Raw genomic sequence first — 23,864 nt, forward strand, 5'->3', positions numbered from 1 at the left:
AGTTTTTTGTTTAAGCAATACTTTTAATTACATCATTTTGTGTTTAGTTTGTCTAATAAGCATAAGTAGCTTAACTCACTTTAGAAAATGAACGAAAATCATTCATTAGTACCCTCTACAAACAACCGATTAAAGTCTAATAATGCATCTTCAAATCCAGGAATCGCCACTGACTGGTTAGATAGAGAAATCTGTTTGCTGAGATAGCTAAACTTATTTTGAGCATTTTGATACGGTTGGCTATGACGCTCAAGTTGACTATCTGGCAAATTCACAATCCAGTAATCAGAAATTCCGGCTTCTGCATACAAAGACAGCTTGGTTGTTTGGTCATAATCTAGGGTTTTATCCGAAATTTCAATTACTAACAAAATATCTTCGGGATAAGGATGATGAGCGAGATAATCTTCATCTCTCCCTCGTGCAATGACAACATCCGGCTCAGGCTCACTCTGATTAGAAAGGGTTATGGGATCTTGTCCGCGGATGACTGCTCGATCGCCTAGAAGCCGATCCAATTGACGGCATAGGATAGAACTACAAACTGTATGAGGCGTTCCCTTTGCTGTCATTTGAATCAGTTCCCCTCGAATCAATTCAATACGATCGCTCTCTGTGAGAAATCCGAGTTCAATCAATTGATGGTATTCTGCGATCGTAAATCGCTTAGGTGTCACAGCATTCATGAGACATCTTTCCAATAGTACTTGTCACTAGCAGAGATTAAACTGACTGCGTTGTTTACCGCCCCAGGTTTTGCAATGCTTCAAATTGTTGCCAACAAAGGTACAATGCACGCGGTACGTGAAAACATCCTTTCCATTTGCCGCCTTTGAGGTTCAATAAGATTTCTCCACGCCGATTCAGATAGCCAAACCATTCACCATACTCGGAATCAGCAAAGTGTGACCAGGCGTAATCGTGCATCTTTTGATACCATTCCCAACACACCTCACGCCCTGTCAACCGATAACCCATCGTTAATGCAACCAATGACTCTAGGTGAACCCACCACAATTTTTGATCCCATTCCAGTTGTTGTGGGGGATGAGCATCTGCATCCATAAAGTAATACAATCCGCCGTACTCGCTATCCCAAGCAAAATTTAGGATATTTAGCACCACATCAACCGCTTGGTTAATAGTTTTGGTGTCGTTTTGGCGACGTGCAATGTCCATAATAAACCACATCGCTTCGATACCGTGACCTGGATTAATCAGCCTTCCCTCAAAACTATCGATGTGGGAACCGTCAGGGGCAACGTTTTCGTACATTAGTCCCCGTTCNNNGTCGAGAAAATCGGTCATCACTTCGTGGACTGTCTCAGCCAGGACATTCTCTAGTGTTTCTTTTGGTAGCAACCATTCCATTTCTAGAGTCAGGTTGGCTAAAATCATCGGTACAGCCAATGATTTCATCGGGCGTGTGCCGGGATAGGTTTTATTATATTTGCCCTTGGGGTTATCTTTGCGGCGTAATACGTTGTTATAAGCTTGCATCGCTACATCCTTTGCCCATTCTTCGCCGCCAGCGAGTGCATATTGACTAAATGCCATCGCTGCAAAGCAATCAGAAAAGATGTTGTAAGGGTGAACTAATGGTTTCCCTTCACGGGTGAGAGCAAAGTACCAGTTACCATCGCTATCTCTGCCATGTTGGGCGAGAAAATTAGCGCCATTGCTGGCAATTTTTAGCCAATTTTCCCGCTTTTCTAGCTGGTTGTAAAGCATCGAAAAAGTCCACACTTGGCGGTTTTGCAGCCAAATGAATTTGTCTGTATCATAAATTTTGCCTTCGCGATCGAGGCAGGTGAAATAGCCGCCTTGCTGCCAATCAAGAGAATATTTTTCCCAAAAGGGGAGTACGTCGTTGAGGAGGGCGTTTTTGTAAAGTTCAGCGTTCGCTTGAAAGTCCTTCTCCATAAATTTGCTTCTCTTTTGTACTAAATCTAACAGCTTAACAGTTATCATATTTTGGCTNNNATATGGAGCGTAGGCGTAGCCCTTCGTAGACATTGTGTCAGGCTTTTACAAGATTTAGTCAACAGAAGTTATACTTCTATCTTGGATCTTGCACCATTCTCAATAACCGTAGGGTAGTTTTTTAGAGATGAGGTTGTTATGAGTCAGATTGAACGAGTTGCGATCGTTGGAGGAAACCACGGTAATGAGTTAACAGGAGTACATTTAGTCAAAAAGTTTCAGCAATATCCTAATTTAATTAACAGGGCAAGTTTTGAAACTCTGGCATTACTTGGCAATCTCAAAGCTATTGAAGAAGGCAAACGATACATTGAAAAAGATTTAAATCGTTGTTTCACTAATCAAGGTTTACAAAATCCCCAACTCTCAAGTTATGAAGATACGCGGGCAAAAGCAATTCAACAGATATTGCAACCGCAAAATCAGCCCTTTGTAGATGTAATTGTTGATTTGCACAGCACAACTGCCAATATGGGGTTAACTTTGATTTTTTGTGATATGCATCCTTTATTACTTCGATTAGGTGCTTATTTAAGTTCTATCAATCCTTTAGTAAAAGTCTGTATTAATCAGGAATCCAAAGAAAATGGTTTTCTCCGTTCTTTGTGTGAATTGGGTTTTGTTATAGAAGTTGGGGCTGTAGCTCAAAATGTTTTAAACGCCGAATTATTTCAAGAAACAGAACAGCTTATTTATGCAGTTTTAGATTATTTTGAAAGGTGCAATCAAGGGAATATTCCGCAGACAAGCAACCACCTTACACTTTATAAATACATTGGAACTGTCGATTATCCTAGAAGCGATGCCTACGGTGGGCTGCGCCTACGCGGGGAAATTCAAGCCATGATTCACCCCCAGCTTCAGTTTAGGGATTATGAACCTTTGCATCCAGGCGATCCAATGTTTCTGACTTTTGAAGGAAAAGATATTTTCTATGAAGGAGCGTCTACTGTTTATCCTATTTTTATTAATGAAGCAGCTTACTACGAGAAAGGAATTGCGATGTATTTAAGTCAAAAGCAGGAAGAAATAGTTTAATTTTTTCATCACCTTCGCCTCAGTTTTATCTCTATTTTTATTCCCTAAACTCCTAAACCACAAATCCCAGAACTACATTTAAAGCTGTATGAATAAGTTCCCAGTAGTCTGACTCTAGTACACCAACCAAACCCAAAATACGACTATGATCAACAGCACGAATTTGCCCAACATCAATAAAACGGTCTTGGTCTAGTCCATTATTTAGTGTTGCTTTTATATTGACAACATAGGGGGCTTGTTTACTTCCGGGGCGAAATGGTATGACGATTGTCAGTAATCCATACTGATTCATGATGTCATTTTGCACAATCAAACAAGCGCGGATTTTTTTTGCTTCAGCCCCCACTGTTGGATCGAGATTCACCCAACGTATTTCTCCTCGCCGATAAGTTAAATTACTCCCTGGCATTTATGCCATCTCCTGCAACGCCGTCCCAAGCAGCAATTTCAGCTTGATACTCTGCATCTTCAACATCCTGCTTTAGCGCTGTAATCATTTCTGCTGCTAAAATTCGGCGGCGGTGTTCTGCTAGCAGTGTATTGATGTATGCACTACGGTTCCCCTGTGCATACTGATCTACAAATTGCAGAATGTCTTCTTCTAAGGTAATTGTGACTTTGAGCATCTATAATTAATTTTTAGTATTACTATTTAGTATGACTTTATCATCATACTAAAATTTGCTAGACTTATACACCTTGCCCATAAGTAGAGCATTTATTTAGCTATAAAAATTAAGCAGACAAATATTTTTGGCAATTAATATCAATTTTCTGTCTGCAATAACCAAAAACCGCTATAAGTGATACCAGAATCATCGGGTTGAACTAATAAAAAATGCAATCCTCGGCAATGCTTTTTGCGTTGTTCAAATGCTTGGGCTGCTGTGGTAACTTCTGGATCTTCAAATGTGGCAACAATCCACCTATCTACCAAGCTAGCTTCTAATATTAAGCCATCTGGTGCGCCAGAAATGTAGTTCAAGCTGACGGCACGGGCTTGCTGCAACCACCTTGCTAGGCGCATTGATTGCCGTCCACCATAAATTACTACACCAGGAACGGGGACTGTTGATGCTAAACCTAAATTGATTGGTTTGAGATGTTCTGGGATGTGCAAAATGGGAATAGGGCGATCGCTAAATCTCGTTTCTACATCACTAGCAGCTAAACTTGCAAAACGCCATTGTTCTCCCCAAAGGTTTTCTGGTAATGGTGTTGGGGGTGGTTTATCCAGGGTTGAAGGATATTGCTTTTCTTGTAACCACTGCTTTAAGGCCAAGGTGTGGCGAGTAGGTTCGACATTAATACTTAAGTTGCGTCCAGCCGCTTCAATTAAACTTAGAGACTGAGGGCGAAATACCTGAATCACATCTGGCAATTTTTCACCAGCAGCTAGCTCAATTTGAGTCGCAACCCAATTAGAATTTGCTGCTGACTGGAGACAGGTGGCTTCATATTGAAAGCTGCGAGTTGCGTCACAAATCAACAACTCCCATAAAACTTGTCCAGATGCATCTTGTGAGGGACTACGATAAAAATCAACCTGCCAAATTTTCATAATTATGTGGGCATGGGGCATGGAGGGATGGGAGAGATCGGGGAGAGTTAAAACTGAAAGTTTTAAGTTCAGAGGCTCAACTTCCGAGTTCAAAGGCTCAACTTCCGAGTTCAAAGGCTCAACTTCCGAGTTCAAAGGCTCAACTTCCGAGTTCAGAGGCTCAACTTCCGAGTTCAAAGGTTCAACTTCCGAGTTCAAAGGTTCAACATTCAAGCTCATCTTCCCATGCCCAATACCCAATGCCCAATGCCCAACACCAATTTATAAAGCCTGAATCCATTCTTTGACAGAATATTCAGTCCAGATGCCATTTTTCCAGTAAGGATCGTTTTCAATTAACTGGCGCACAGTGGCTTCGTCTTCGGCTTCGTAAATCCCAAAAACTTTTGTAACATCTTTGGTGGGGCCGATGGTAATCAGCACACCGGATTCTTTCTGTTTTGCTAATCCGTCTAAATGAGCTTGACGATAGGGGGCGCGTTTTTCGATAACGTCTTCGCAGTAAGTTCCCCAGAGTACATATTTAGGCATGGTTAATCAATTAAAAATTTAAAATCTCAGTTTATAGGTTACAGGGTACAGGTTACAGGGAATAGTTTTTCTTTGCTGTACCCTGTCACCTATAACCTTTTCCCGTATTTACTCCTAACTTCTCAAGTTCACGCCGAATTTTTCCACTAAAGCTTCGCGGACTTTATTATGTACTGGTTCAACTTCAGCCTCAGTCAGAGTACGATCGCTAGCCCGATAAATTAAGCGGAATGCTAAACTCCGCTGTCCTTCGGGGACATTTTCACCCCGATATTCATCAAATAATTCTACCGATTCGAGCAAATCTTTACCAGCTTTGGTAATTACTTTTTCAATTTCGACAACTGAGATTTTCACTGGTGCGAAAAAGGCAATGTCGCGATCGCTAGCTGGATAGGTAGAATAGGGCTGGAATGTTGGAACGAGTACTTCGTCTTGCCCTACAGATTCTAAAAGCACATCTAGATCCAACTGGAAAACATAAACGGAATCTGGTAAACCTTTTTCTCGTCGCAGTTGGGGATGGAGTTGCCCAAAAATACCCAGTCTGTTACCCCGAATCCACAAAGAAGCGGTACGTCCTGGATGTAAGCGATCGTCGCGGCGATCGGGTTGAAATTCGATTTGCAAGCTAAGTTGCCGAAATACACTTTCTAAAATGCCTTTGGCTTCAAACCAGGTGATGGGTTCTTCGCGTCCACTTTTTGACCATTTACCAAGGGTGCGATCGCCTCCGATAATTCCCGCAAGCGCTTCTGTTTCTTGCAAACCGTCTTCTTCTTGCCAGAAAATTTGCCCGATTTCAAAACCGTTCAGCGCACCATTACCTTGCTCTAAATTGTATTGAAAGGCATCAATTAACCCAGAGATCAAATCGGTTCGCAGCGCTGAATATTCGACAAATAAGGGGTTTGACAGGACTATATTTCTGTCTTCTCCTGGTTTGACTAAAGAATAATGGATTAATTCTGTCAACCCTTCAGCCCGCAAGAAAGCTCGTAATTTGCGAATTAGTTCTTGATCTAAAGGTAGATAACCAGCTTCCGCTTTTTCTGGTAAAGTATCGCAGAATTTGTTGTAACCATAGAGACGGGCGATTTCTTCAATTAAATCAATTTCTCGCTCTAAGTCGCGGTAACGATAAGGTGGGACGGATACTGACCACGTAGGTTGATGGCTGTTATCTTCTCCTGAAGAAGTTAACTGACACCCCAATGCAGTCAGGATGCGCTCAACATCTTGTTTTTGTAGTTCGCCTGTGTCCTCTTCTAAATCGATGGGCCCTAATATCTGATTAACCCGGTCTAAACGCAGGGCGATAGAACGACTCCAGGTAGACGGATCGGGGCGGGTGTCGGCAATTTCTTGCTGGACAATAATTCCACTAGCTAATTCGCTAATTAAGGATAAGGCGCGGCGATTAGCTATTTCCAACTCAGCGCGGTTAACTCCCCGTTCGTATCTGCCAGAAGCCTCACTTCTTAACCCAACACTGCGCGAAGAACGGCGAATTGCCACGGAATCAAATAAAGCTGCTTCTAAAACTAGGCTTTGAGTCCCTTCATGGACTTCTGTTTCTTCCCCACCCATGACTCCCGCCAGTGCAACGGGTTTGTCGTTAGCGGTAATTAACAAATTTTGGGTTGATAAAGTGCGAGTTTGTCCATCCAGGGTTTTGAGGAATTCTCCATTATTGGCGAAGCGAACGCCGATGGTTAAATTTTCGCTACCTGCAACAGATTTTAGGCGATCGCCATCAAAGGCGTGCAGTGGTTGTCCCCATTCCAACAAAACGTAGTTAGTAATGTCCACAACATTGCTAATGGGACGTACCCCAGCCGCCCGTAAACGCTGTTGCAACCATTCGGGAGATGGAGCAATTTTTACCTGTTCAATTACCGTACCGATGTATGCAGGACAAGCTTGGGTATCGGCAATTTTTAAAGCTAAATTCCCAGAATTTTTGGGAATAGAGACTTCACCAGGCTCAGGAATGCTTAACTTTCCACCAGTTAAAGCTGCTACTTCTCTGGCTACGCCTACCATACTCAGAGCATCAGCGCGATTGGCAGTTGCGGTGAGGTCTAAAATTACATCATCTAGACCCAACAATGGCCGCACATCACTACCCAATGGTAAATTTTCCTGGATAAAAATATGAATTCCATCGACATCGGTGGGCAAACCGAGTTCCTTTAAAGAACAAATCATGCCCTGAGATGGGACACCACGTAGTTTTGCAGGTTTAATTTTTAAATCGATGTTGGGTAAGTAAGTACCCGTAGTTGCCACAGGTACATAGATATCTGCCTTCACATTGGCAGCGCCACAGACAATATTTAAAGTTTCACCTGTACCGATATCGACTTGGCAAACACTCAATTTATCGGCGTTGGGATGGGGTTGACGCTCAAGCACTTTGCCGATAACCACGCCATTTGCCCAAGTGCGGCGGTCTTCAATCTCTTCAACCTCAAACCCCGCCATTGTCAGGGTTTCGGCTAATTCTTCTGGACTAAGTTTTATCTCTACTAGTTCGCGCAGCCAATTTAGAGAAATACGCATGGAGTGTGCTTGTTTTAGGAATCGTCTTTTGCTCTTATTTTAGGGTGCAAGAAGCGCTCGATGGCTACTCGTCTCGCAAGGCGTACCCTTTCACTTGAACAATCCTACTACGTTAGACTGACAGAACAATCTCTGATGCTAATCTTTTCTTGGCGTGTTGGCTTATATGTTTGAGATTCGCTATGTACCCAGCGAGCGGCTTTGAAATATCAACCAACACTAGGTAGAGATTCAGTAGCTTATATATTACAAATGGAACCCACGATTGAACAGTTAAAGGCTTTCTACGATTTATGTGTGCGAGTAAGTAATCTACTACAAACAATTGAGCTAACCAGGTACGACATGCGATCGCAAAGAATAGTAGTGCTAATAGGTCAAACTATTCAAGTAGAAATTTTGAGTAACGGAGAGGAAATTATCCAATGAGTAATTTAGATTATCAGCAATTAACTGAAGCAGAATTACGGGAATATGTAAAGCATCATCCCCAAGATGAAGAAGCTTTTCAACACTATCTCAGACTTGTTAGAGCTAAGCCAAATAGGGTTGTGGTTAGCACGGGTGAACAGTTGGAGGCTGAGTTAAGAAAAAGACTCGCATTATGAGTAAAACCCTTTATTCACTACAGACACAATTTTACAGAGAATCAATAGCTAAAAAGCTTGTATACCAATAGTTTTAGACTTACTTTGCCTAAGTGACAGTTTCGCGCTTATCCACCCAAAATTAGTAGTCCCCAATACTTGACTAATTAAATACTTTATCTGAGTATATATAGTAACTAGCAAACAACCAGCGAACAGCGTGACCTAACTTTTAGTTTGAAGCGTTTATGTTTGCAGTTAAACCACATCTATTTTGAGAAATATAGTTTTTCAAAGTAGTGGGAGCATCTTGCTCCCATATTGTAGCGGGCAAGATGCCCGCACTCCAGATTTCAAAAGGACGAGGTTAAATACAACTTTTAGAGAGGTTTAATCTATTATGATGAATCTGAAGAAATTATGTGTGTCTACCGTTTTGGCGAGTACTGCTGTAACTCTGACGACCTTTAAAATTAATTCTGCTCAAGCTGTTGAGTTTTCAAACAACTCATTTCAACAATTCAATCAAATAGCAACTATTACTGGAAGAGATGATTTTAATGATGATTTAAAAAACTTTGAACAAGAAAAAATGGTAGAGTTATATCAAAAAGATAACTACCTGATTGCTCAGGCATTGCCTATAACTCCCAGAACTTTCTATTTAACTACTGCAACAAACGGGGATGGTTTCTTTTCTGTAGGACATGGTTTGGGGAACTCTTTCATTTACGGAATCCAAGTAGCCATACAACATGTTAATGGAAATTGGCACACTCTAGAATTCAGTAATTCCGTTGACAATCGGTTTTGGTGGAATAATACAGATGTACAGGGAATAATAAATTCAGGTGCTTTTCAGTTTCGTCCTGTAAGAATTATCCTTTTTGTATATCCTTAGAAATGCCGTAGAGCTATATACAAGATAACGATATAACATGGGCTTGTTTTTTCTCTGCTCTCAACAAGCCTAGTTTTTTGCTGTGAGCAATTGATTTAGGACTCCTATATCATGCTGGTAATGAGTAGGGCATAAATAGAAATGTCATCAAAACCCCAAATTAATTAGAAATTATTATTCTCCTTAATTTTTAATTTTTAATTAAAAAAAGGTCAAAGGTTAGTCATCTAATTTCTACTAACAACAATTTTAGCGATGTAGTCTTTGAGGGCGATCGCCTTTTTGCTATTTGGGTACGGGGAAACTTCTATCAATCTCACCGAATATTTATCTAAAAATTGAATTGGTAAAGCATCACGACCTGGTATCAGGGTTAGCATTAATGTTGAAACTTGCTGACCATTTTTTATTATGTCTAATCCAATAATGACTTGCCCTTGCCAAATACAAGTTACATCAGAAGGACACCGAGAATCCTGGATAACTTTTGAAAATTTGATTTCAATATTTTCAGTGGGTAGGTAAGCTGTCCTTCCATATCTAAGATAAAATGGAGTATTTAAAGTACTTCCAACTCTAGCCATCAATTGTTGATGATTACCTTGAGCAATTGATTTAACTTCTATACTTGAAGGCTTGATATTTGATAAGAGTCCATATGTAGGAAAACAATTTGCTCCACCAATCAATGTTAATATAACTGCTGCGTTTACTACACTTTTCATTTTTTATACTCCATAGTCAGGAATTTTATTATGAGTTGAGCCAGAAAGTAGACTTATAAATTGTTCTGTTTTCTGCTAGAGTCAAGTTTTTGCGTCTGAGAGCTAAAGACCAGATCGACTCCGGCGCTGTTGACTGTAGTCATAATCATCCTCGTATTCAATCGTACCAAATAGCTCCAGAATTTTCAGTTGTTTTCGACGCTGTACATACTCNNNTAATGCCTCTTCTACAACGGCATCCTTTGTTGGATGGCCACCAAGTTCGAGTACTCCCTTAATTAAGTTTTCGTCAATTTCGAGATTAGTAATCATGTGTAGATTATCGCACAAAGTAATGTGCAGTAAAAACTCATTGGAGTAGTTAATTTAAGTCAAATGCATAAAGACTATTTTCAGTAATTCGGCGCGAGTAAACGGTTTCGTCAGATATCCAGAAGCCCCAACTAATTTCGCTTTTACTTTGTCTACAATTCCTTTATTCCCAGTGACAAAGATAATCGGAGTGTTTTGAAATAGGGAATTATTTCGTATAATACGGCACAACTCATAGCCATCAATTCCTAGCATGTTTAAATCCAACAAAATTAAATCCGGTTTGTGCCTTATAATTGACAAAACGGCTTTCACTGGATCGTTAATAGTCACTACAGAAAAATTTTCATTTTCTAAGAAATAACTAATTTCTTTAAGAATTGTCGGGCTATCATCTACAGAAACGATCTTGTGGACTTTTTTTACTGTTACCGTAGCAGCCGTTACTCTTTGGGAAGCAGAATTTATGTTATTTGATATTGTTGGTTCCTGAAAGTTTTCTTTGGAAGGAGTAGAAATCTGTGGTAATCGCTGAACAGGAACTATTTTCTCTTCAGGAATATTTGGGTAAGAATTGACAGTGCTACTTAGTTCTTGTTTGGTGTCAACTAACCCTGAAATCAATTTTGAGAAAAGCGATTGCTCCTCAAAAATCTTTGGTAACTTATCAAATGGTGGATCGGGTTCATGAAGGATAATCGCACCCTTAAGGATGTAAGGGTATAAATTGCGAGCTAGTTGAATTTCATCTTGATTCAAAATTACAGCCAGATGGCACAGGCTAAAACCCTTCATCCAGTTAATTAAATCTGGCTGGAGATTTGGTAAATCTTGGTTATCAAACTTGCTGCTAATCAACAGATATGGACGTTGATATGGAGAAGAAATTTTAGGTACAAAAGCCTGCCAATTCTGTAATCTTACTTGGCAATATTCTAGAATTTTTTCTATACCTAGCCTGCAAATTTTTGGCATTCTATCAAGTGGTTCTGTTAATTCATAAGTACCTTCTTTGATGAGCAGAAATGATTCAATTACCTCTTTAACTAATTCTTGAACCAGCACTGCTGCTTGTGTAGAATGTAGATGTTGTTGACTAACAAGCCAGGATATAGCCTGATACTCAGGAGGGTTGCTTCTGGAATTAGTGTCATCTTTGATTAACTGACTGTGTAAGTCAGCTTCAAACATCAGCCGTACTTGAGAGCGAACCTCATTAGTAAGGAGTGGGATTTGCTGGCTGAGGCGTCGCAAATGGCGTTCTAGTCGATCGAAGGGTTCCACGGAATGGGTAGCGTAAGTTATTTTGCCCTGTTCTAAGTAAATCGACCAAGAAACTGAGTTACTCAATACTTGTAAACAAGTACTGTCGGAACAATTGGATAATTGTCTTAACAAACTTAGAGGACGTAGTTTTGTGAATGTACCTGAGTTATTCATATTTTTCAAGTTTTTTGCGGAATCAACAACCGAACATTTGTAGATTGAAAATATGAGCTATAAAGTATTCTCTTCTTTGTAATATTTTTCTAACCACCAATTATTTATTTGAAAATATGTACATATATTAAAAATTGTAATATCTCCAAGTCCTTTGTTACATTTAGCACATTTTACTTAACTTATCTCAAAAAGCAAGTAGGGATGAATAAAGGTAAGCATCTATCATAGCTAGATTATCAGTAGATGTTGGTTAATTCTGGATTTTACTAACTACTGACAACTCTTGAGTGAAGACCTTAATAATGACGTTTATTTATGCCCACTCCCTTCAAGATGCAAATTTGATTCCAAGTTCGCGTAGTTACACTGGTATACTTCTAGAGTTAACGAGCTTAATTATGGTTAATTACTTTTCCTTAAAGAAGCGATTATTCTACATAAAATCTTTAAAAACTTATCTAGGAAAGTTTACGTATGTATTGTACTGTAGGTTTAATGGATATAACTTTTTGGTAGATACATTACAACAGATAATGCTGGGTTTTGATAAACTCTTTTTTGCTAAACTAAGCTTTGCTCAAGTTCATCTTAAATATATAGAGAACTTCATGAAAATAATTTGTTTAATAAAGATTAGAGCATCTACCAATAGATACTATATTCTGTAGTCGCCTCGGCGATTTAAACTATATACTCTGAGCAAAGGGAAATAAAGCTTTGGACTTTAACATAACACAAAAAGTTATGCATGATACATTAAGACTTGATGAAGTAGTAGAATTTGCTGAGAACCCAGAACCCCGTTGTCCTTGTGTACTTTTATTAGACACATCTGGGTCGATGCAAGGAGAGGCGATTGAGGCTTTAAATCAGGGTTTACTGAGTTTGAAGGATGAATTAGTCAAAAATTCCTTAGCCGCTAGACGGGTGGAAGTGGCGATCGTCACTTTTGATAGTAATATCAATGTAGTACAAGACTTTGTGACTGCCGATCAATTCAATCCACCTATTTTGACAGCACAGGGCTTGACAACAATGGGTGCGGGAATTCATAAAGCTTTGGACATAATTCAAGAGCGGAAATCTCAGTATCGTGCCAACGGGATTGCTTACTATCGTCCTTGGGTATTTATGATTACCGATGGAGAACCCCAAGGTGAGTTAGAGCAAGTGGTAGAGCAAGCATCCCAGCGCCTACAGGGAGACGAGGCGAACAAGCGGGTAGCATTCTTTACAGTTGGAGTAGAAAATGCGAATATGACACGTTTAAATCAAATAACTGTACGTACTCCCTTAAAGCTTAAAGGATTAAATTTTATCGAGATGTTTGTCTGGCTGTCAACTAGTATGTCGGCTGTTTCTCATTCACAAGTAGACGAACAGGTAGCACTACCGCCCATTGGTTGGGGAACTGTTTAATGAAAAATCGCAGCTTGATGTTTACACAGCTAGCTGCTTGAAAAAAATTTATGAACATATCAAAACAGATTGCTCAATGGCGGATTGTGGCTGCTTCTGTATGTGGTACAAGTCACTTAAAAAACAATCAATTATGTCAGGATGCTCATCACTGGCAGATATTGTCAGATAATGTTTTAGTGGCGGCCGCAGCAGATGGTGCTGGTTCTGCTAGCCTTGGGAAAGTGGGAGCGATGGTTGCTGTGGAGACAGCAATCGAAAACATTTCTGCCAAGGGGCTGACTCGCAAAAGTTTGACTGATGATACGTTGGTGCGATCGCTCTTAAATGATGCCATATTCGCCGCCAAAAAAGCTGTGGAAGATGAGGCGGCTACTTGTGACAAACAGCCTCAAGATTTAGCAACTACCTTAATTATGCTGGTTGCCACACCAGAAGTTGTAGCTGTAGTTCAGATAGGTGATGGTTTGGCAGTAGCAAAAGATCGTCTGGGCAACCTGTTGGCACTGACTATGCCTGACAGTGGTGAATACATCAACGAAACCACTTTTTTGACTTCGCCTAATGCCTTAGATACAGCACAAATGAGATTATGGCGCACAGACATAGTAAACGTTGGTATCATCACCGACGGATTACAAATGCTGGCTTTGAATATGGTTGTTGGCGAACCTCACAAACCATTCTTTTTTCCGCTGTTTGAATTTGTCGCCAATACCGAGGATAAGACAGAAGCGAAGGAGCAATTGGTAAAATTTTTACGCTCAGAGCGGATTACGCAACGCACTGATGATGATTTGACACTCATTATAGCTGCATTCAACGACTCATGAGCAACAAATCTACAGGTTTCACATCTTACAATAACTTCCGTTAGCGGTAATTTCATTATGCAGGTACTACGTTGTTCCCCCAGAAAAGAAATCCTCAGCCTCAATGTCAGTTTGGGGCGTGGGGGTGAAGCTTGTGTTTATGCAGTGCCATCCGATAACGACTTAGTGGCGAAGATTTATCACAAGCCAACCACTGCCCATGCTGATAAACTCCAGGCGATGCTTGCCAACCCGCCAGAAAACCCGACGGCGAGTTTAGGGCATATCTCTATCGCTTGGCCAGAGGATTTATTACGGGCAGCAGATGGCAAAAATAGCATCCTGGGCTTTTTGATGCCACGTATTCAGGGGATGCGTCCAATCATCGACTTTTACAACCCCAGAACCCGTCGGCAACACTGCCCCCTATTCAACTATCAGTACCTGCTCCGCACGGCTCGTAACCTGGCGGCAGCTTTTGCCGCTTTGCACGCTAGTGGATATTGCATTGGTGATGTGAATGAGTCTAATATCCTCGTCAGTGATACAGCACTGGTGACTTTGATAGACACAGACTCTTTCCAAGTAACCGACCCAAACAGCAATGTTGTTTATCGCTGCCCAGTGGGTAAACCAGAGTTTACTCCACCAGAACTACAGAATAAAACTTTTGCCCAGCACGATCGCGAAATTTCTCACGATTTATTTGGGTTATCGGTGCTAGTATTTCAACTCTTAATGGAAGGCACCCACCCATTTTCGGGGATTTTTCAAGGTGCGATTGAGCCACCACCTTACGAAGCACGCATTGCATCGGGTCATTTCACTTACAGCGAAAAGCGTTACGTACCCTACCTGCCAACACCCATTGCCCCCCCTTGGGAAATTCTCCATCCCAGCTTACAAGAACTATTTGTTCGTTGTTTTGAAGATGGTCACAACAACCCACTGCTGCGCCCCAGTGCCCAAACTTGGCTCTCAGCCATCGCTGAAGCCGAAGATTCCCTAATTACCTGTACGACAAATCCCCAACATCGCTACAACAACCACATGCGTAGCTGTCCGTGGTGCGAACGTACCGTGCGATTAGGTGGACGCGACCCCTTCCCATCACATCGGGCTATAGAAGCTAGAGAACATCTCCAACCGCGAATCAAAGCGAGAAAGCGCTACAATCAGACACCGCATTTTCCCCAGCGCGCCATGTCACCGCAGGTAGCTAATTACTGGCAGCCAATAATGACTCCCAGCGGTTCATATAAACCTGCCAAAAAGTCAAAGTTGTACCCGGTTATTTGTTGTTTGCTGGGTTTTGGTTTATTGGGATATGCAGACGTAATGATTAAATTTACTCAGCCGTTGGTTTCCCAAAATGCTTACACCCAACAAACAATCAAATCTTCCCAGCCAAATAACAAACTCAGCTTCGCTGATTCCTATCAGCAAGGTTATATTGCTTACAAAGAGCGAGACTATGACAAAGCAATTGTCTACTTTAGCCAAGCAATTGAACAAGAACCGACACATGCTAGAGCAATTGTAAATCGGGGCAATGCCCGCTATAACTTGAAAGACTACGAAGGAGCAGTTACAGATTATAGCCAAGCTCTGAAAATCAATCCCAATCAAACTAAAGCTCTGGTAAATCGGGGCAATGCCCGCTATATGCTCGCTGAATATAGTAACGATCCTGATAAAGAATATAATCTAGCGATCGCAGACTATAATCGAGCCATTGGTCTGGATAATAATGAAATTGAAGCTTATGTCAGACGGGGGATTGTCCGCGCCCAAATGGCTAAATACAGTGGTGAATCTCAACAAGCTTACAAAAAAGCGATCGCAGATTTTACTCAAGCCATACAACTTAATGTCTCCAAAGCCGAAGCTTACTTCCAGCGGGGTGTTGTCTATTACCAAATTGCTCAATATAGCAGCAATTATCAGCAAGAATATAATCAAGCGATCGCTGACTTTAACCATGCATTAACTATTAGCCCCAAACTAGCAAAAGCATATCTCAAACGAGGTATGGTTCGCTATGAACTGGCACAGTATGGCGGTAGTGAAGCTAACAAAAACCAGACAAAAGCTGTCGAAGATATACAGGCATCTGCCAAAATCTTTCTTGAGCAAGGTGACATGGATAATTATCAACAAGCACTCAGTAATATGTGTGTAGTCATCGAAAACAAATGTGACCCTTTATTCCAAGGCTCAAGTAATGTGGAAAAAACTAACTAGAAACAAGTAAGTTTTGTTACTAGTATCTTCTTGGTTTTGATTGAAAAAATCAAGCCTGACTAGGGTTAGCTGGCGCTAACCCTAGTTATTTTATTGGTGATATTTTTATTTCATTGAGTAATTTATTTCTGTATTTATAGATATTCATAGAGCTTTTATATAGAAAAGATTTTAATTTATCTTTCCTTTATAATTTCATCGGAAATTACAGTTAGATTATTGACGGAGAAACAGAAATCAGAAATACATTTTTCTCCCTTGAAGTGCATCCTCTTCATCTCGCAAAAGTCAAATAATCATATCCCTACAAATCTCCGAGGTAATTGCATGAAAGCGGTGATTTTGGCTGGAGGTCTTGGTACACGCCTCAGTGAAGAAACCAGTATTAGACCCAAGCCGATGGTTGAGATTGGTGGTAAACCAATTCTCTGGCACATAATGAAAACATATTCTGCCCACGGCATTAATGATTTCATCATTTGTTGCGGTTATAAAGGTTACATCATTAAAGAGTATTTTGCTAACTACTTCTTACACATGTCAGATGTTACCTTTGACATGCGCTTTAACCAGATGAACGTGCATTCTGGTTATGCTGAACCCTGGCGTGTCACCTTAGTAAATACGGGTGATAATACAATGACAGGCGGACGCTTAAAGCGAATCAGCGAACATCTTGGTAATGAGACTTTTTGCTTTACCTATGGTGATGGTGTAAGTAATATTAATATCACCGAGCTAGTTAAGTTTCACAAAGAACAAAATAGCTTAGGAACACTCACAGCCGTTCAACCAGCCGGACGTTTTGGTGCTATTTCTTTAGGATATGAACAAACTAAAATCACCAGCTTTCGGGAAAAACCCGAAGGTGATGGAGCTTGGATTAATGGCGGTTATTTTGTGTTAGAACCAGAAGTCATCAACTTAATTGCTGATGACTCTACGGTATGGGAGCAAGAACCATTAGAAAAGCTAGCTGATATGGAACAGCTATCTGCTTTTAAACATGATGGTTTTTGGCAACCGATGGATACTTTACGCGATAAAAACTATCTCGAAGGGCTGTGGAATAACAATCAGGCTCCTTGGAAGGTATGGTAAGGAGAGCAGGGGGAGCAGGGGAGCAAAGGAGTAGAGGAGCAGAGGAGAATAATTAATAACCAATGCCCAATGCCCAATGCCCAATGACTTTATAGATTTACTGTAATTTGAAGTGCGATAATACTAATGTATGATTTTGCGATTATCGGTGGGGGAATAGTTGGACTCTCGACAGCGTTGGCTTTAGGAAAACGCTATCCTAATGCCCGGATTTTAGTACTAGAAAAAGAGAGTCAATGGGCATTTCACCAAACTGGCAATAATAGCGGGGTAATTCATTCTGGTATTTACTACAAGCCAGGGAGTTTCAAAGCTAAATTTTGTCGTGATGGTTCTCGTTCAATGGTAGAATTCTGCCAAGAGCATGGAATTGACCATGAAGTTTGTGGTAAGGTAATTGTTGCAACTGAAGAACAAGAACTACCACGCTTAGAAAATCTCTACCAACGCGGCTTAGACAATGGCATAGAAGTTCAGAGAATTAGCCCCGAAGAAGTCAAGGAAATTGAACCTCACGTCAGATGTGTAGGTGGCATTCGCGTATCCTCAACTGGTATTGTTAATTACAAGCAAGTTTGTTTAAAATATGCCCAGCTAATTCAACAGCAGGGTGGAGATTTACAACTGAATACAAAAGTCCTGAAAATCTCTCCAAGTGGTAAAAATCAGGTATTGGAAACAAACAAAGGTAGCTTTGCAACCCGCTTTGTAATTAATTGTACTGGATTGCATAGCGATCGCACCGCCAAACTAGGGCAAGTTGAACCCCAAGCCAAAATTGTGCCATTCCGGGGAGAATACTACGAACTCACCCCAGAAAAACGCCATTTAGTCAAAACACTAATCTATCCAGTTCCCAATCCAGATTTCCCCTTCCTGGGTGTCCACTTTACCCGGATGATTGATGGTAGCGTCCATGCAGGACCAAACGCGGTTTTATCCCTCAAACGCGAAGGTTACAAAAAAACCGACTTTGACTTACGAGATTTTCTGGAAGTCATCACCTATCCCGGTTTCTGGAAGTTAGCAGCTAAACACGCTGATGAAGGCATTCAAGAAATCATTCGTTCTTTTAGCAAAGCAGCCTTCACCAAAAGTTTACAAAAACTAATTCCCGAAGTCCAAGCAGAAGACTTAGTTCCCACCCATGCAGGAGTCCGCGCTCAAGCCTTAATGAACGATGGCAAGCTTGTAGACGACTTTTTGATTGTTTCTGGTCAAAACTCCATTCATGTTTGCAATGCTCCTTCTCCGGCTGCTACATCTTCTCTAGAAATCGGCAAAGCGCTTGTGGCAGAAATTCCCCAACTTTCGCATCTAGAGAGTGTAGTTACTGCATAGATATCATAGTTATTACTTCCGGGCTGCTGAATAAAAGGATGAATCTTGTATAGTGGGCATCTTTTCCAGCCTGGAAATACAAGAGACGGGTAAGATACCCATCTCCCAAGAAAAAAGTGTAGTGCATCAATTAAGAACTGCTATAGAGTCCTGCTACCCAATGCTCTAGTCGGCAACTATGTAATGATTGTTAGCCGTAGACATAGCGCTTCTGGTTTTAGTCCAATGACCTAACCCCCAACCCCTTCCCTACAAGGGAATGGAAGATTCAAAGCCTCTCTCCTAAGAGGAGAGAGGTTTGGAGAGAGGTCAAGTTATTGCATACCAACGAAAAATATAGCGGTTCCCTCTTAGATGCAACACCCTATAGGGCGAATATCTGTGCGTCCCTACTAAACGAAAAATTTAACTCATCAATACAAAGGAATTAACCACAATGAAAATATTAGTAACTGGAACAGAAGGCTATTTAGGTTCGTTATTACCGCCTCTGTTAATCGAACGAGGACATGAAGTTATTGGTCTAGATACTGGCTTCTATAAAGTTGGTTGGCTGTACAACCCTAGTGGAGTCACACCCAAAACCCTTAACAAAGATATCCGCAACATCACCCCTGATGATTTGGAAGGTATTGAAGCCATAGTTCACATGGCGGAACTCTCCAACGACCCAGCCGGACAATTGGCACCTAATATTACCTACGAAATTAATCATGTAGGTTCAGTTCGTCTAGCTAGTCTGGCTAAGGCTATGGGTGTGCGTCGCTTCGTATATATGTCTTCGTGCAGTGTCTACGGTGTCGCTACCGCAGGTGATGTCACAGAAGAATCCGCAGTTAATCCCCAAACAGCCTACGCAGAATGTAAAACTCTCGTAGAAAGAGATGTCGCACCACTTGCTGACGATGACTTTTCTCCCACCTTTATGCGGAATGCGACAGCCTTTGGTGCTTCTCCCAGAATGCGCTTTGATATTGTTTTAAACAACTTAGCAGGGTTGGCATGGACTAGCAAAGAAATCAAAATGATTAGTGATGGCACACCTTGGCGGCCATTAGTCCACGCATTGGATATTTGCAAAGCAATAGTCTGCACCTTAGAAGCACCACGAGACATTGTACATAACCAAATCTTCAACGTGGGAGATACAGCAAATAACTATCGCGTTAAAGAAATCGCGGAAATTATTGCTGATGTTTTCCCCGATTGTAAATTGTCCTTTGGTAACAACGGCGCAGATAACCGCAGCTATCGCGTATCCTTCGAGAAAATCAACACAATCCTACCTGGATTTAAATGTGATTGGAATGCTCGACTTGGTGCCCAGCAGCTATTTGATTTATTCAGTCAAATACACATGGCTGAAGATACTTTCTTGTTTAGAGGATTTACTCGCTTAAAACAGCTAGAGTATCTAATTCGGACAGAGCAAATTGACAAAGATTTCTTCTGGAATAAAAAAGTAGCTAAAGTCGCCTAGCCGCAACGGAAAAAGAATCTAAGCTTCCGAATCAAATAGTATTGATTCGGACTTATTCCATCCATCAAATTATTTGCAATCAGCGAGTTAAATTCTATGGCGCTCATCTCAGTATTAGGAAACGAGTTCGCCATCTGAAAGCTAAATAGATTGCCGTTGGGCTTCATCGCTATAGCTTGCAACCATTCATATATCAATTTATTAACTACTATTTTACCATGCAGAAATTACTGACCATTGCTATACCGACTTATAATCGTGCTGAATTACTGGATAAACAGTTAGCATGGTTAGCTCAAGCTATCAAAGGTTTTGAAGATGATTGTGAAATTTTAGTTTCTGATAATTGTTCAACAGACAATACTCAGGATGTGATTAAAAAATGGCAAATAATACTTAGCAGTATCCCATTTAAATCAAATAAAAATCCTCAAAATTTAGGCGTCGTCAAAAATATTATGTATTGCCTAAATTCTACTACAACAAAATATGTTTGGACGATTGGTGATGATGACCCAATTCAAGATAGAGCCATTGCTTATGTGATTAGCAAACTTAAGCAATATGAAGATTTATCATTGTTGTTTCTCAACTTTTCCGGTCGGAACCAAATTACTGGTGAACCAGTTCATCCACCAACAATTGTTGGTAATCGCTGGTTTGATATAGATAGTGAAGATGGTGATGGTGATGGGAAAGCTATATTTGAGCATTGTTTCTCAAAAAGTGTCGGTGCAGTCATTTTTCTGACTGCGACAATCTACCGCACTGATTTAGTGAAACGCGCTCTACAAAATTGGCAAGATGCTGAGAATAATTGGATATCCTTAGCATATTTAGCCGGGTATTGTGCCTCTAATGGTCGTGTAATTGTCACGAAAGAGACTTATTTGGAATGTGTTGTGGGTGTGAGTTATTGGCAGAAAGAACCAAAATCTGCACTTTTAATGCAATACAAACACATACCCGAAGTAATTTTGAAATTGGAGCAGAGTGGATATTCTAAGCAGTTTTGTCGGCGGATGCTTTTGCAAAACGGTAAAGAAGTCAACTTGAAAGTTTTCTTAGGTGCTTTAAGAAGATGGCCTATGTCTGCCATTCAGACAGTAGTCCCATTTTTGGCTTTAGTCGGTTTATGTGCTTTTGACGTGATGATTTCTAAAGAATTTAGTTTAGCCGAATCAAGTGAAATACCTGCTCAAGAAATACGGAGCTATAAGCCATAAGCTACTAAATTACTGATAAATCGACATTGAAACTATAAAGAGTTTACCGCATGTTTAATCTAATTAAACGCAAATTATCTACATTATCTGCTGACTTGGAATATTATGTAGCTCGTTGGAAGCATAGCAGAAATCTGCCAGCATTGGAAGGGTGCGATCGCAATATCCTGAAGACTCTTAAAAAAGACGGTGTTTATGTCACAACACTGGCAGATTTAGGCTTCAACTCTAGCTCCGAACTGCTCAAAGCCGCTTACCAGCAATTGTCTCAGATGGAAAATCCCAACAACGACCATCTAGACGAAAAGCTGCCACAAATTTGCACAGTTACAGGTTTACCAGAGTTTTATGCCTGGGCAATGGAGAAAAGACTTCTCAATCTGATCGAAAATTATATTGGTCTGCCTATTGCTTTTCATGGTGTACATTTACGTAAAGATTTCCCTAGCAAACATCAGTTTGGCACACTGCTATGGCACAGCGATGCTGAAGACCGCCGCATTATCAAAATCTTTATTTACTTGAATGATGTAAAAGAAAAAACTGGGCCTTTTGAATACATTCCCCGCTCTTTAACTTCCTTGTTTAGTTGGAATTATATTCGGCTTTTCTACAAACTTTGGAAGTCAGGTTATATGGGTATCGATGATGAAGAAGTAAAACCAGTCATCCCCAAATCAGCTTGGAAATCCTGCCCAGGCCCAGCAGGTACAGTCATTATTGTAGATACGAAAAATGCTTTGCATCACGGCACAGTCCGCACAGAAGAACGCTCAACACTATTCTTTTGTTACACCGCCAACCCTCCTGAAAGACCAGAACTCTGCACCCAATACTGGGATGATACTTATCCCAGAGCAGAGTTAAGGCAGCAAGTCGAAAATAGCCGATAGCGTACTAAAGGTAGTCATGCCATGCTGATCAAGATTAAACGCAAAATATCTTCATTGGGATCTGAGTTAGTTTACAGATTAGCACTTTTGAAACATGCTGCTAATTTACCTGCACTAGAAGCAAGCGATCGCAAAATTCTTGACGATCTTAAATGTGATGGTATTCATATTACCACACTTGCTGAATTGGGATTCGATTCAACACCAGAATTGCTCAAGGCAGCTTATGGTTATTCGTCTCAAATGGAATCTGGCAATCATGACGATTCAAAGGAAAAATTTCCCCAAGTTTACACAGTTACATATTTACCTGAATTTGCTACTTGGGGAAGCGAAAAAAGGCTCCTAAACATCATTGAAAACTACATTGGTCTGCCAATTATTTTTCATGGTGTACATCTCCGCAAAGATTTCCCTAACAGAAATCAGTTTGGTACACAACTATGGCATAAAGATGCAGAAGACCGCCGGATGATCAAAATCATTATTTATTTAAATGATGTTGAAGAAAAGCACGGACCATTTGAATATATCCCAGCCTCTTTAACCTCTTTATTTAGATTAAACTATTACCGTACTTACTACAAGCTTTGGCAATCTGGTCATTTAGGCATCACCGATGAAGAGCTAAATGAAATTATCCCGAAAGAGGCTTGGAAATCTTGTACAGGATCAGCAGGGACAGTGATTATTGTCGATCCCAAAAAAGCCATACATCACGGTACATCACGCACAGAAGATAGGCTAACTCTATTCTCCTGCTACACTTCTACTTCTCCCGATCGTCCAGAAGTTTGTACTCAATATCGAGACAATACTTTTCCCCGACCAAAGTTAACTGAAACAGTCAGTAATAGCGCCATCTAATTCAGTTAAAGCAAGCTACTTGTTAATCTAAAAATAGGCTCAAGACTATTCTTAATGAGATTTATAACAAGTTAAGTTTTGAAATTTGCCAAGTTTTGTTGTCGTCAATATTCCTATCGAGGTTATTCATTCATGATCTTCACTCAAACTGCCCTAAAAGACGCATTCATCATTGATTTAGAAGAAAAGCCAGACCACCGTGGTTTTTTCGCTCGGTCTTTCTGCGCTCAAGAATTTGCAGCACACGGATTAAAGCCGACAGTTGCCCAATGTAACCTGTCTTTTAATTACAAAAAAGGGACTATCCGGGGAATGCACTATCAAGTTCTGCCAGCAGCAGAAACAAAATTAATTCGCTGTACTAAAGGCGCAATCTACGACGTAATTATTGATATGCGTCCTGAATCTCCCACTTTTCTATCACACATCGGTGTAGAGCTAACCCCAGAAAATCGCCGCGCTTTGTATGTTCCAGAAATGTTTGCTCATGGCTATCAAGCGCTCACCGATGAAACTGAAGTTGTATATCAAGTGGGCGAATTTTACACCCCAGGATATGAAAGAGGTTTACGCTATGACGATCCATTCTTTAACATTGATTGGCCTCTAGATGTGACTGAAATCTCCGAGAAAGATTTAAATTGGCCTTTGTTGAGAATGATGACTGTTGGCGTATAGACTATTTCTCTGTGCCAGGTGTTTTCCACACAACACACTGGCTCCTCTGTATGAGGTAAGGTATTTCCAAAAAATATACCATTGCTATAGAGGCAGGGGGAGCAAGAGCAAATCATACCAAATAAAAGTTTGCCCAAGCTACAGAAATGCTGTG

Annotated in this window: 24 protein-coding genes; 14 read left to right on the top strand and 10 right to left on the bottom strand. The window is 40.7% G+C overall.

From position 1 onward, the window contains the following. Positions 1-98 precede the first annotated feature (98 nt). The gene (locus QUD05_RS29365; RefSeq protein ID WP_289799144.1) at positions 99-686 is read right to left on the bottom strand and encodes a Uma2 family endonuclease; all 588 of its coding nucleotides are present in this window, start codon (positions 684-686) and stop codon (positions 99-101) included. Between the two features lie 55 nt (positions 687-741). Then, a complete protein-coding gene (locus QUD05_RS29370) occupies positions 742-1,923 on the bottom strand; it encodes a n-acyl-d-glucosamine 2-epimerase (RefSeq protein ID WP_289799145.1) in 1,182 nt (393 codons plus the stop codon). Positions 1,924-2,121: 198 nt separating this feature from the next. Between QUD05_RS29370 and QUD05_RS29375 the strand changes: the two genes are divergently transcribed. Further along, positions 2,122-3,021, top strand: coding sequence for an aspartoacylase (locus QUD05_RS29375; protein ID WP_289799146.1), 900 nt, complete (start codon positions 2,122-2,124; stop codon positions 3,019-3,021). Between the two features lie 52 nt (positions 3,022-3,073). Here the strand turns inward: QUD05_RS29375 and QUD05_RS29380 are convergent, their stop codons facing one another. The 5 genes from QUD05_RS29380 to pheT form a co-directional block, all read right to left on the bottom strand. After that, on the bottom strand, positions 3,074-3,433 hold the full coding sequence (locus QUD05_RS29380; protein WP_289799147.1) for a type II toxin-antitoxin system PemK/MazF family toxin: 360 nt from the start codon (positions 3,431-3,433) through the stop codon (positions 3,074-3,076). Continuing rightward, positions 3,420-3,650 carry a type II toxin-antitoxin system MazE family antitoxin gene (gene mazE, locus QUD05_RS29385; RefSeq protein WP_289799148.1) on the bottom strand — a complete coding sequence of 77 codons (231 nt, stop codon included), beginning with the start codon at positions 3,648-3,650 and terminating at the stop codon, positions 3,420-3,422. Before mazE ends, QUD05_RS29380 begins: the two co-directional genes overlap by 14 nt. Positions 3,651-3,790: 140 nt before the next feature. Then, on the bottom strand, positions 3,791-4,585 hold the full coding sequence (locus tag QUD05_RS29390) for a Tab2/Atab2 family RNA-binding protein (protein WP_289800112.1): 795 nt from the start codon (positions 4,583-4,585) through the stop codon (positions 3,791-3,793). Between the two features lie 261 nt (positions 4,586-4,846). Further along, complete coding sequence (locus QUD05_RS29395; RefSeq protein ID WP_289799149.1) at positions 4,847-5,116, bottom strand: YciI family protein; 270 nt, start codon at positions 5,114-5,116, stop codon at positions 4,847-4,849. Positions 5,117-5,230: 114 nt separating this feature from the next. Next, on the bottom strand, positions 5,231-7,681 hold the full coding sequence (pheT, locus tag QUD05_RS29400) for a phenylalanine--tRNA ligase subunit beta (RefSeq protein WP_289799150.1): 2,451 nt from the start codon (positions 7,679-7,681) through the stop codon (positions 5,231-5,233). A gap of 252 nt (positions 7,682-7,933) precedes the next feature. Here pheT and QUD05_RS29405 point away from each other — a divergent pair, with 252 nt between their 5' ends. The 3 genes from QUD05_RS29405 (at position 7,934) to QUD05_RS29415 (ending at position 9,169) form a co-directional block, all read left to right on the top strand. Further along, positions 7,934-8,110, top strand: a complete 177-nt coding sequence (locus QUD05_RS29405) for a DUF6888 family protein (RefSeq protein ID WP_322639371.1) — start codon at positions 7,934-7,936, stop codon at positions 8,108-8,110. Next, a complete protein-coding gene (locus QUD05_RS29410; RefSeq protein ID WP_289799151.1) occupies positions 8,107-8,289 on the top strand; it encodes a DUF6887 family protein in 183 nt (60 codons plus the stop codon). The genes QUD05_RS29405 and QUD05_RS29410 overlap by 4 nt, the downstream gene beginning before the upstream one ends. A gap of 403 nt (positions 8,290-8,692) precedes the next feature. After that, positions 8,693-9,169 (top strand): hypothetical protein, encoded by a 477-nt coding sequence (locus QUD05_RS29415; protein ID WP_289799152.1) that lies wholly within the window; start codon positions 8,693-8,695, stop codon positions 9,167-9,169. A gap of 227 nt (positions 9,170-9,396) precedes the next feature. On the opposite strand, the gene QUD05_RS29420 is transcribed toward QUD05_RS29415, so the two are convergent. The 3 genes from QUD05_RS29420 to QUD05_RS29430 form a co-directional block, all read right to left on the bottom strand. Continuing rightward, on the bottom strand, positions 9,397-9,894 hold the full coding sequence (locus QUD05_RS29420; protein ID WP_289799153.1) for a hypothetical protein: 498 nt from the start codon (positions 9,892-9,894) through the stop codon (positions 9,397-9,399). A 102-nt stretch (positions 9,895-9,996) separates the two neighbouring features. Next, a complete protein-coding gene (locus QUD05_RS29425; RefSeq protein WP_289799154.1) occupies positions 9,997-10,206 on the bottom strand; it encodes a type II toxin-antitoxin system VapB family antitoxin in 210 nt (69 codons plus the stop codon). Between the two features lie 54 nt (positions 10,207-10,260). Beyond that, on the bottom strand, positions 10,261-11,646 hold the full coding sequence (locus QUD05_RS29430) for a response regulator (RefSeq protein ID WP_289799155.1): 1,386 nt from the start codon (positions 11,644-11,646) through the stop codon (positions 10,261-10,263). Positions 11,647-12,393: 747 nt separating this feature from the next. On the opposite strand from QUD05_RS29430, the gene QUD05_RS29435 reads away from it, so the two are divergent. The 10 genes from QUD05_RS29435 to rfbC all read left to right on the top strand — a co-directional run bounded on the left by QUD05_RS29435 (position 12,394) and on the right by rfbC (position 23,710). Next, positions 12,394-13,068 (top strand): vWA domain-containing protein, encoded by a 675-nt coding sequence (locus tag QUD05_RS29435; RefSeq protein WP_094351580.1) that lies wholly within the window; start codon positions 12,394-12,396, stop codon positions 13,066-13,068. A gap of 50 nt (positions 13,069-13,118) precedes the next feature. Then, positions 13,119-13,901, top strand: a complete 783-nt coding sequence (locus tag QUD05_RS29440) for a PP2C family serine/threonine-protein phosphatase (protein WP_289799156.1) — start codon at positions 13,119-13,121, stop codon at positions 13,899-13,901. 57 nt (positions 13,902-13,958) lie between these two features. Next, entirely contained in the window at positions 13,959-16,124 is a 2,166-nt protein-coding gene (locus QUD05_RS29445; RefSeq protein WP_289799157.1) for a tetratricopeptide repeat protein, read from the top strand. A gap of 327 nt (positions 16,125-16,451) precedes the next feature. Beyond that, a complete protein-coding gene (rfbF, locus tag QUD05_RS29450; protein WP_289799158.1) occupies positions 16,452-17,225 on the top strand; it encodes a glucose-1-phosphate cytidylyltransferase in 774 nt (257 codons plus the stop codon). 126 nt (positions 17,226-17,351) lie between these two features. Then, the gene (gene lhgD / locus QUD05_RS29455) at positions 17,352-18,566 is read left to right on the top strand and encodes an L-2-hydroxyglutarate dehydrogenase (RefSeq protein ID WP_289799159.1); all 1,215 of its coding nucleotides are present in this window, start codon (positions 17,352-17,354) and stop codon (positions 18,564-18,566) included. A 436-nt stretch (positions 18,567-19,002) separates the two neighbouring features. Then, a complete protein-coding gene (locus QUD05_RS29460; RefSeq protein ID WP_289799160.1) occupies positions 19,003-20,046 on the top strand; it encodes an NAD-dependent epimerase/dehydratase family protein in 1,044 nt (347 codons plus the stop codon). A 218-nt stretch (positions 20,047-20,264) separates the two neighbouring features. Then, entirely contained in the window at positions 20,265-21,272 is a 1,008-nt protein-coding gene (locus tag QUD05_RS29465) for a glycosyltransferase family 2 protein (RefSeq protein WP_099101522.1), read from the top strand. 50 nt (positions 21,273-21,322) lie between these two features. Further along, positions 21,323-22,165: a phytanoyl-CoA dioxygenase family protein gene (locus QUD05_RS29470; RefSeq protein WP_289799161.1), complete on the top strand. Its 843-nt coding sequence runs from the start codon at positions 21,323-21,325 to the stop codon at positions 22,163-22,165. Between the two features lie 21 nt (positions 22,166-22,186). Continuing rightward, positions 22,187-23,032, top strand: coding sequence for a phytanoyl-CoA dioxygenase family protein (locus tag QUD05_RS29475; protein WP_289799162.1), 846 nt, complete (start codon positions 22,187-22,189; stop codon positions 23,030-23,032). 132 nt (positions 23,033-23,164) lie between these two features. After that, positions 23,165-23,710, top strand: coding sequence for a dTDP-4-dehydrorhamnose 3,5-epimerase (gene rfbC, locus QUD05_RS29480; protein WP_289799163.1), 546 nt, complete (start codon positions 23,165-23,167; stop codon positions 23,708-23,710). Positions 23,711-23,864: the final 154 nt, after the last annotated feature.

Source organism: Nostoc sp. GT001 (genome assembly GCF_030382115.1).
Lineage (GTDB): Bacteria > Cyanobacteriota > Cyanobacteriia > Cyanobacteriales > Nostocaceae > Nostoc.

Bases quoted from the DNA above. Each gene is read 5' to 3' on its own strand.
- QUD05_RS29365 (WP_289799144.1), bottom strand. From the start codon at position 686: ATGAATGCTGTGACACCTAAGCGATTTACGATCGCAGAATACCATCAA.
- QUD05_RS29375 (WP_289799146.1), top strand. From the start codon at position 2,122: ATGAGTCAGATTGAACGAGTTGCGATCGTTGGAGGAAACCACGGTAAT.
- QUD05_RS29380 (WP_289799147.1), bottom strand. From the start codon at position 3,433: ATGCCAGGGAGTAATTTAACTTATCGGCGAGGAGAAATACGTTGGGTG.
- mazE (WP_289799148.1), bottom strand. From the start codon at position 3,650: ATGCTCAAAGTCACAATTACCTTAGAAGAAGACATTCTGCAATTTGTA.
- QUD05_RS29390 (WP_289800112.1), bottom strand. From the start codon at position 4,585: ATGAAAATTTGGCAGGTTGATTTTTATCGTAGTCCCTCACAAGATGCA.
- QUD05_RS29395 (WP_289799149.1), bottom strand. From the start codon at position 5,116: ATGCCTAAATATGTACTCTGGGGAACTTACTGCGAAGACGTTATCGAA.
- pheT (WP_289799150.1), bottom strand. From the start codon at position 7,681: ATGCGTATTTCTCTAAATTGGCTGCGCGAACTAGTAGAGATAAAACTT.
- QUD05_RS29405 (WP_322639371.1), top strand. From the start codon at position 7,934: ATGGAACCCACGATTGAACAGTTAAAGGCTTTCTACGATTTATGTGTG.
- QUD05_RS29410 (WP_289799151.1), top strand. From the start codon at position 8,107: ATGAGTAATTTAGATTATCAGCAATTAACTGAAGCAGAATTACGGGAA.
- QUD05_RS29420 (WP_289799153.1), bottom strand. From the start codon at position 9,894: ATGAAAAGTGTAGTAAACGCAGCAGTTATATTAACATTGATTGGTGGA.
- QUD05_RS29430 (WP_289799155.1), bottom strand. From the start codon at position 11,646: ATGAATAACTCAGGTACATTCACAAAACTACGTCCTCTAAGTTTGTTA.
- QUD05_RS29435 (WP_094351580.1), top strand. From the start codon at position 12,394: ATGCATGATACATTAAGACTTGATGAAGTAGTAGAATTTGCTGAGAAC.
- QUD05_RS29440 (WP_289799156.1), top strand. From the start codon at position 13,119: ATGAACATATCAAAACAGATTGCTCAATGGCGGATTGTGGCTGCTTCT.
- QUD05_RS29445 (WP_289799157.1), top strand. From the start codon at position 13,959: ATGCAGGTACTACGTTGTTCCCCCAGAAAAGAAATCCTCAGCCTCAAT.
- rfbF (WP_289799158.1), top strand. From the start codon at position 16,452: ATGAAAGCGGTGATTTTGGCTGGAGGTCTTGGTACACGCCTCAGTGAA.
- lhgD (WP_289799159.1), top strand. From the start codon at position 17,352: ATGTATGATTTTGCGATTATCGGTGGGGGAATAGTTGGACTCTCGACA.
- QUD05_RS29460 (WP_289799160.1), top strand. From the start codon at position 19,003: ATGAAAATATTAGTAACTGGAACAGAAGGCTATTTAGGTTCGTTATTA.
- QUD05_RS29465 (WP_099101522.1), top strand. From the start codon at position 20,265: ATGCAGAAATTACTGACCATTGCTATACCGACTTATAATCGTGCTGAA.
- QUD05_RS29470 (WP_289799161.1), top strand. From the start codon at position 21,323: ATGTTTAATCTAATTAAACGCAAATTATCTACATTATCTGCTGACTTG.
- QUD05_RS29475 (WP_289799162.1), top strand. From the start codon at position 22,187: ATGCTGATCAAGATTAAACGCAAAATATCTTCATTGGGATCTGAGTTA.
- rfbC (WP_289799163.1), top strand. From the start codon at position 23,165: ATGATCTTCACTCAAACTGCCCTAAAAGACGCATTCATCATTGATTTA.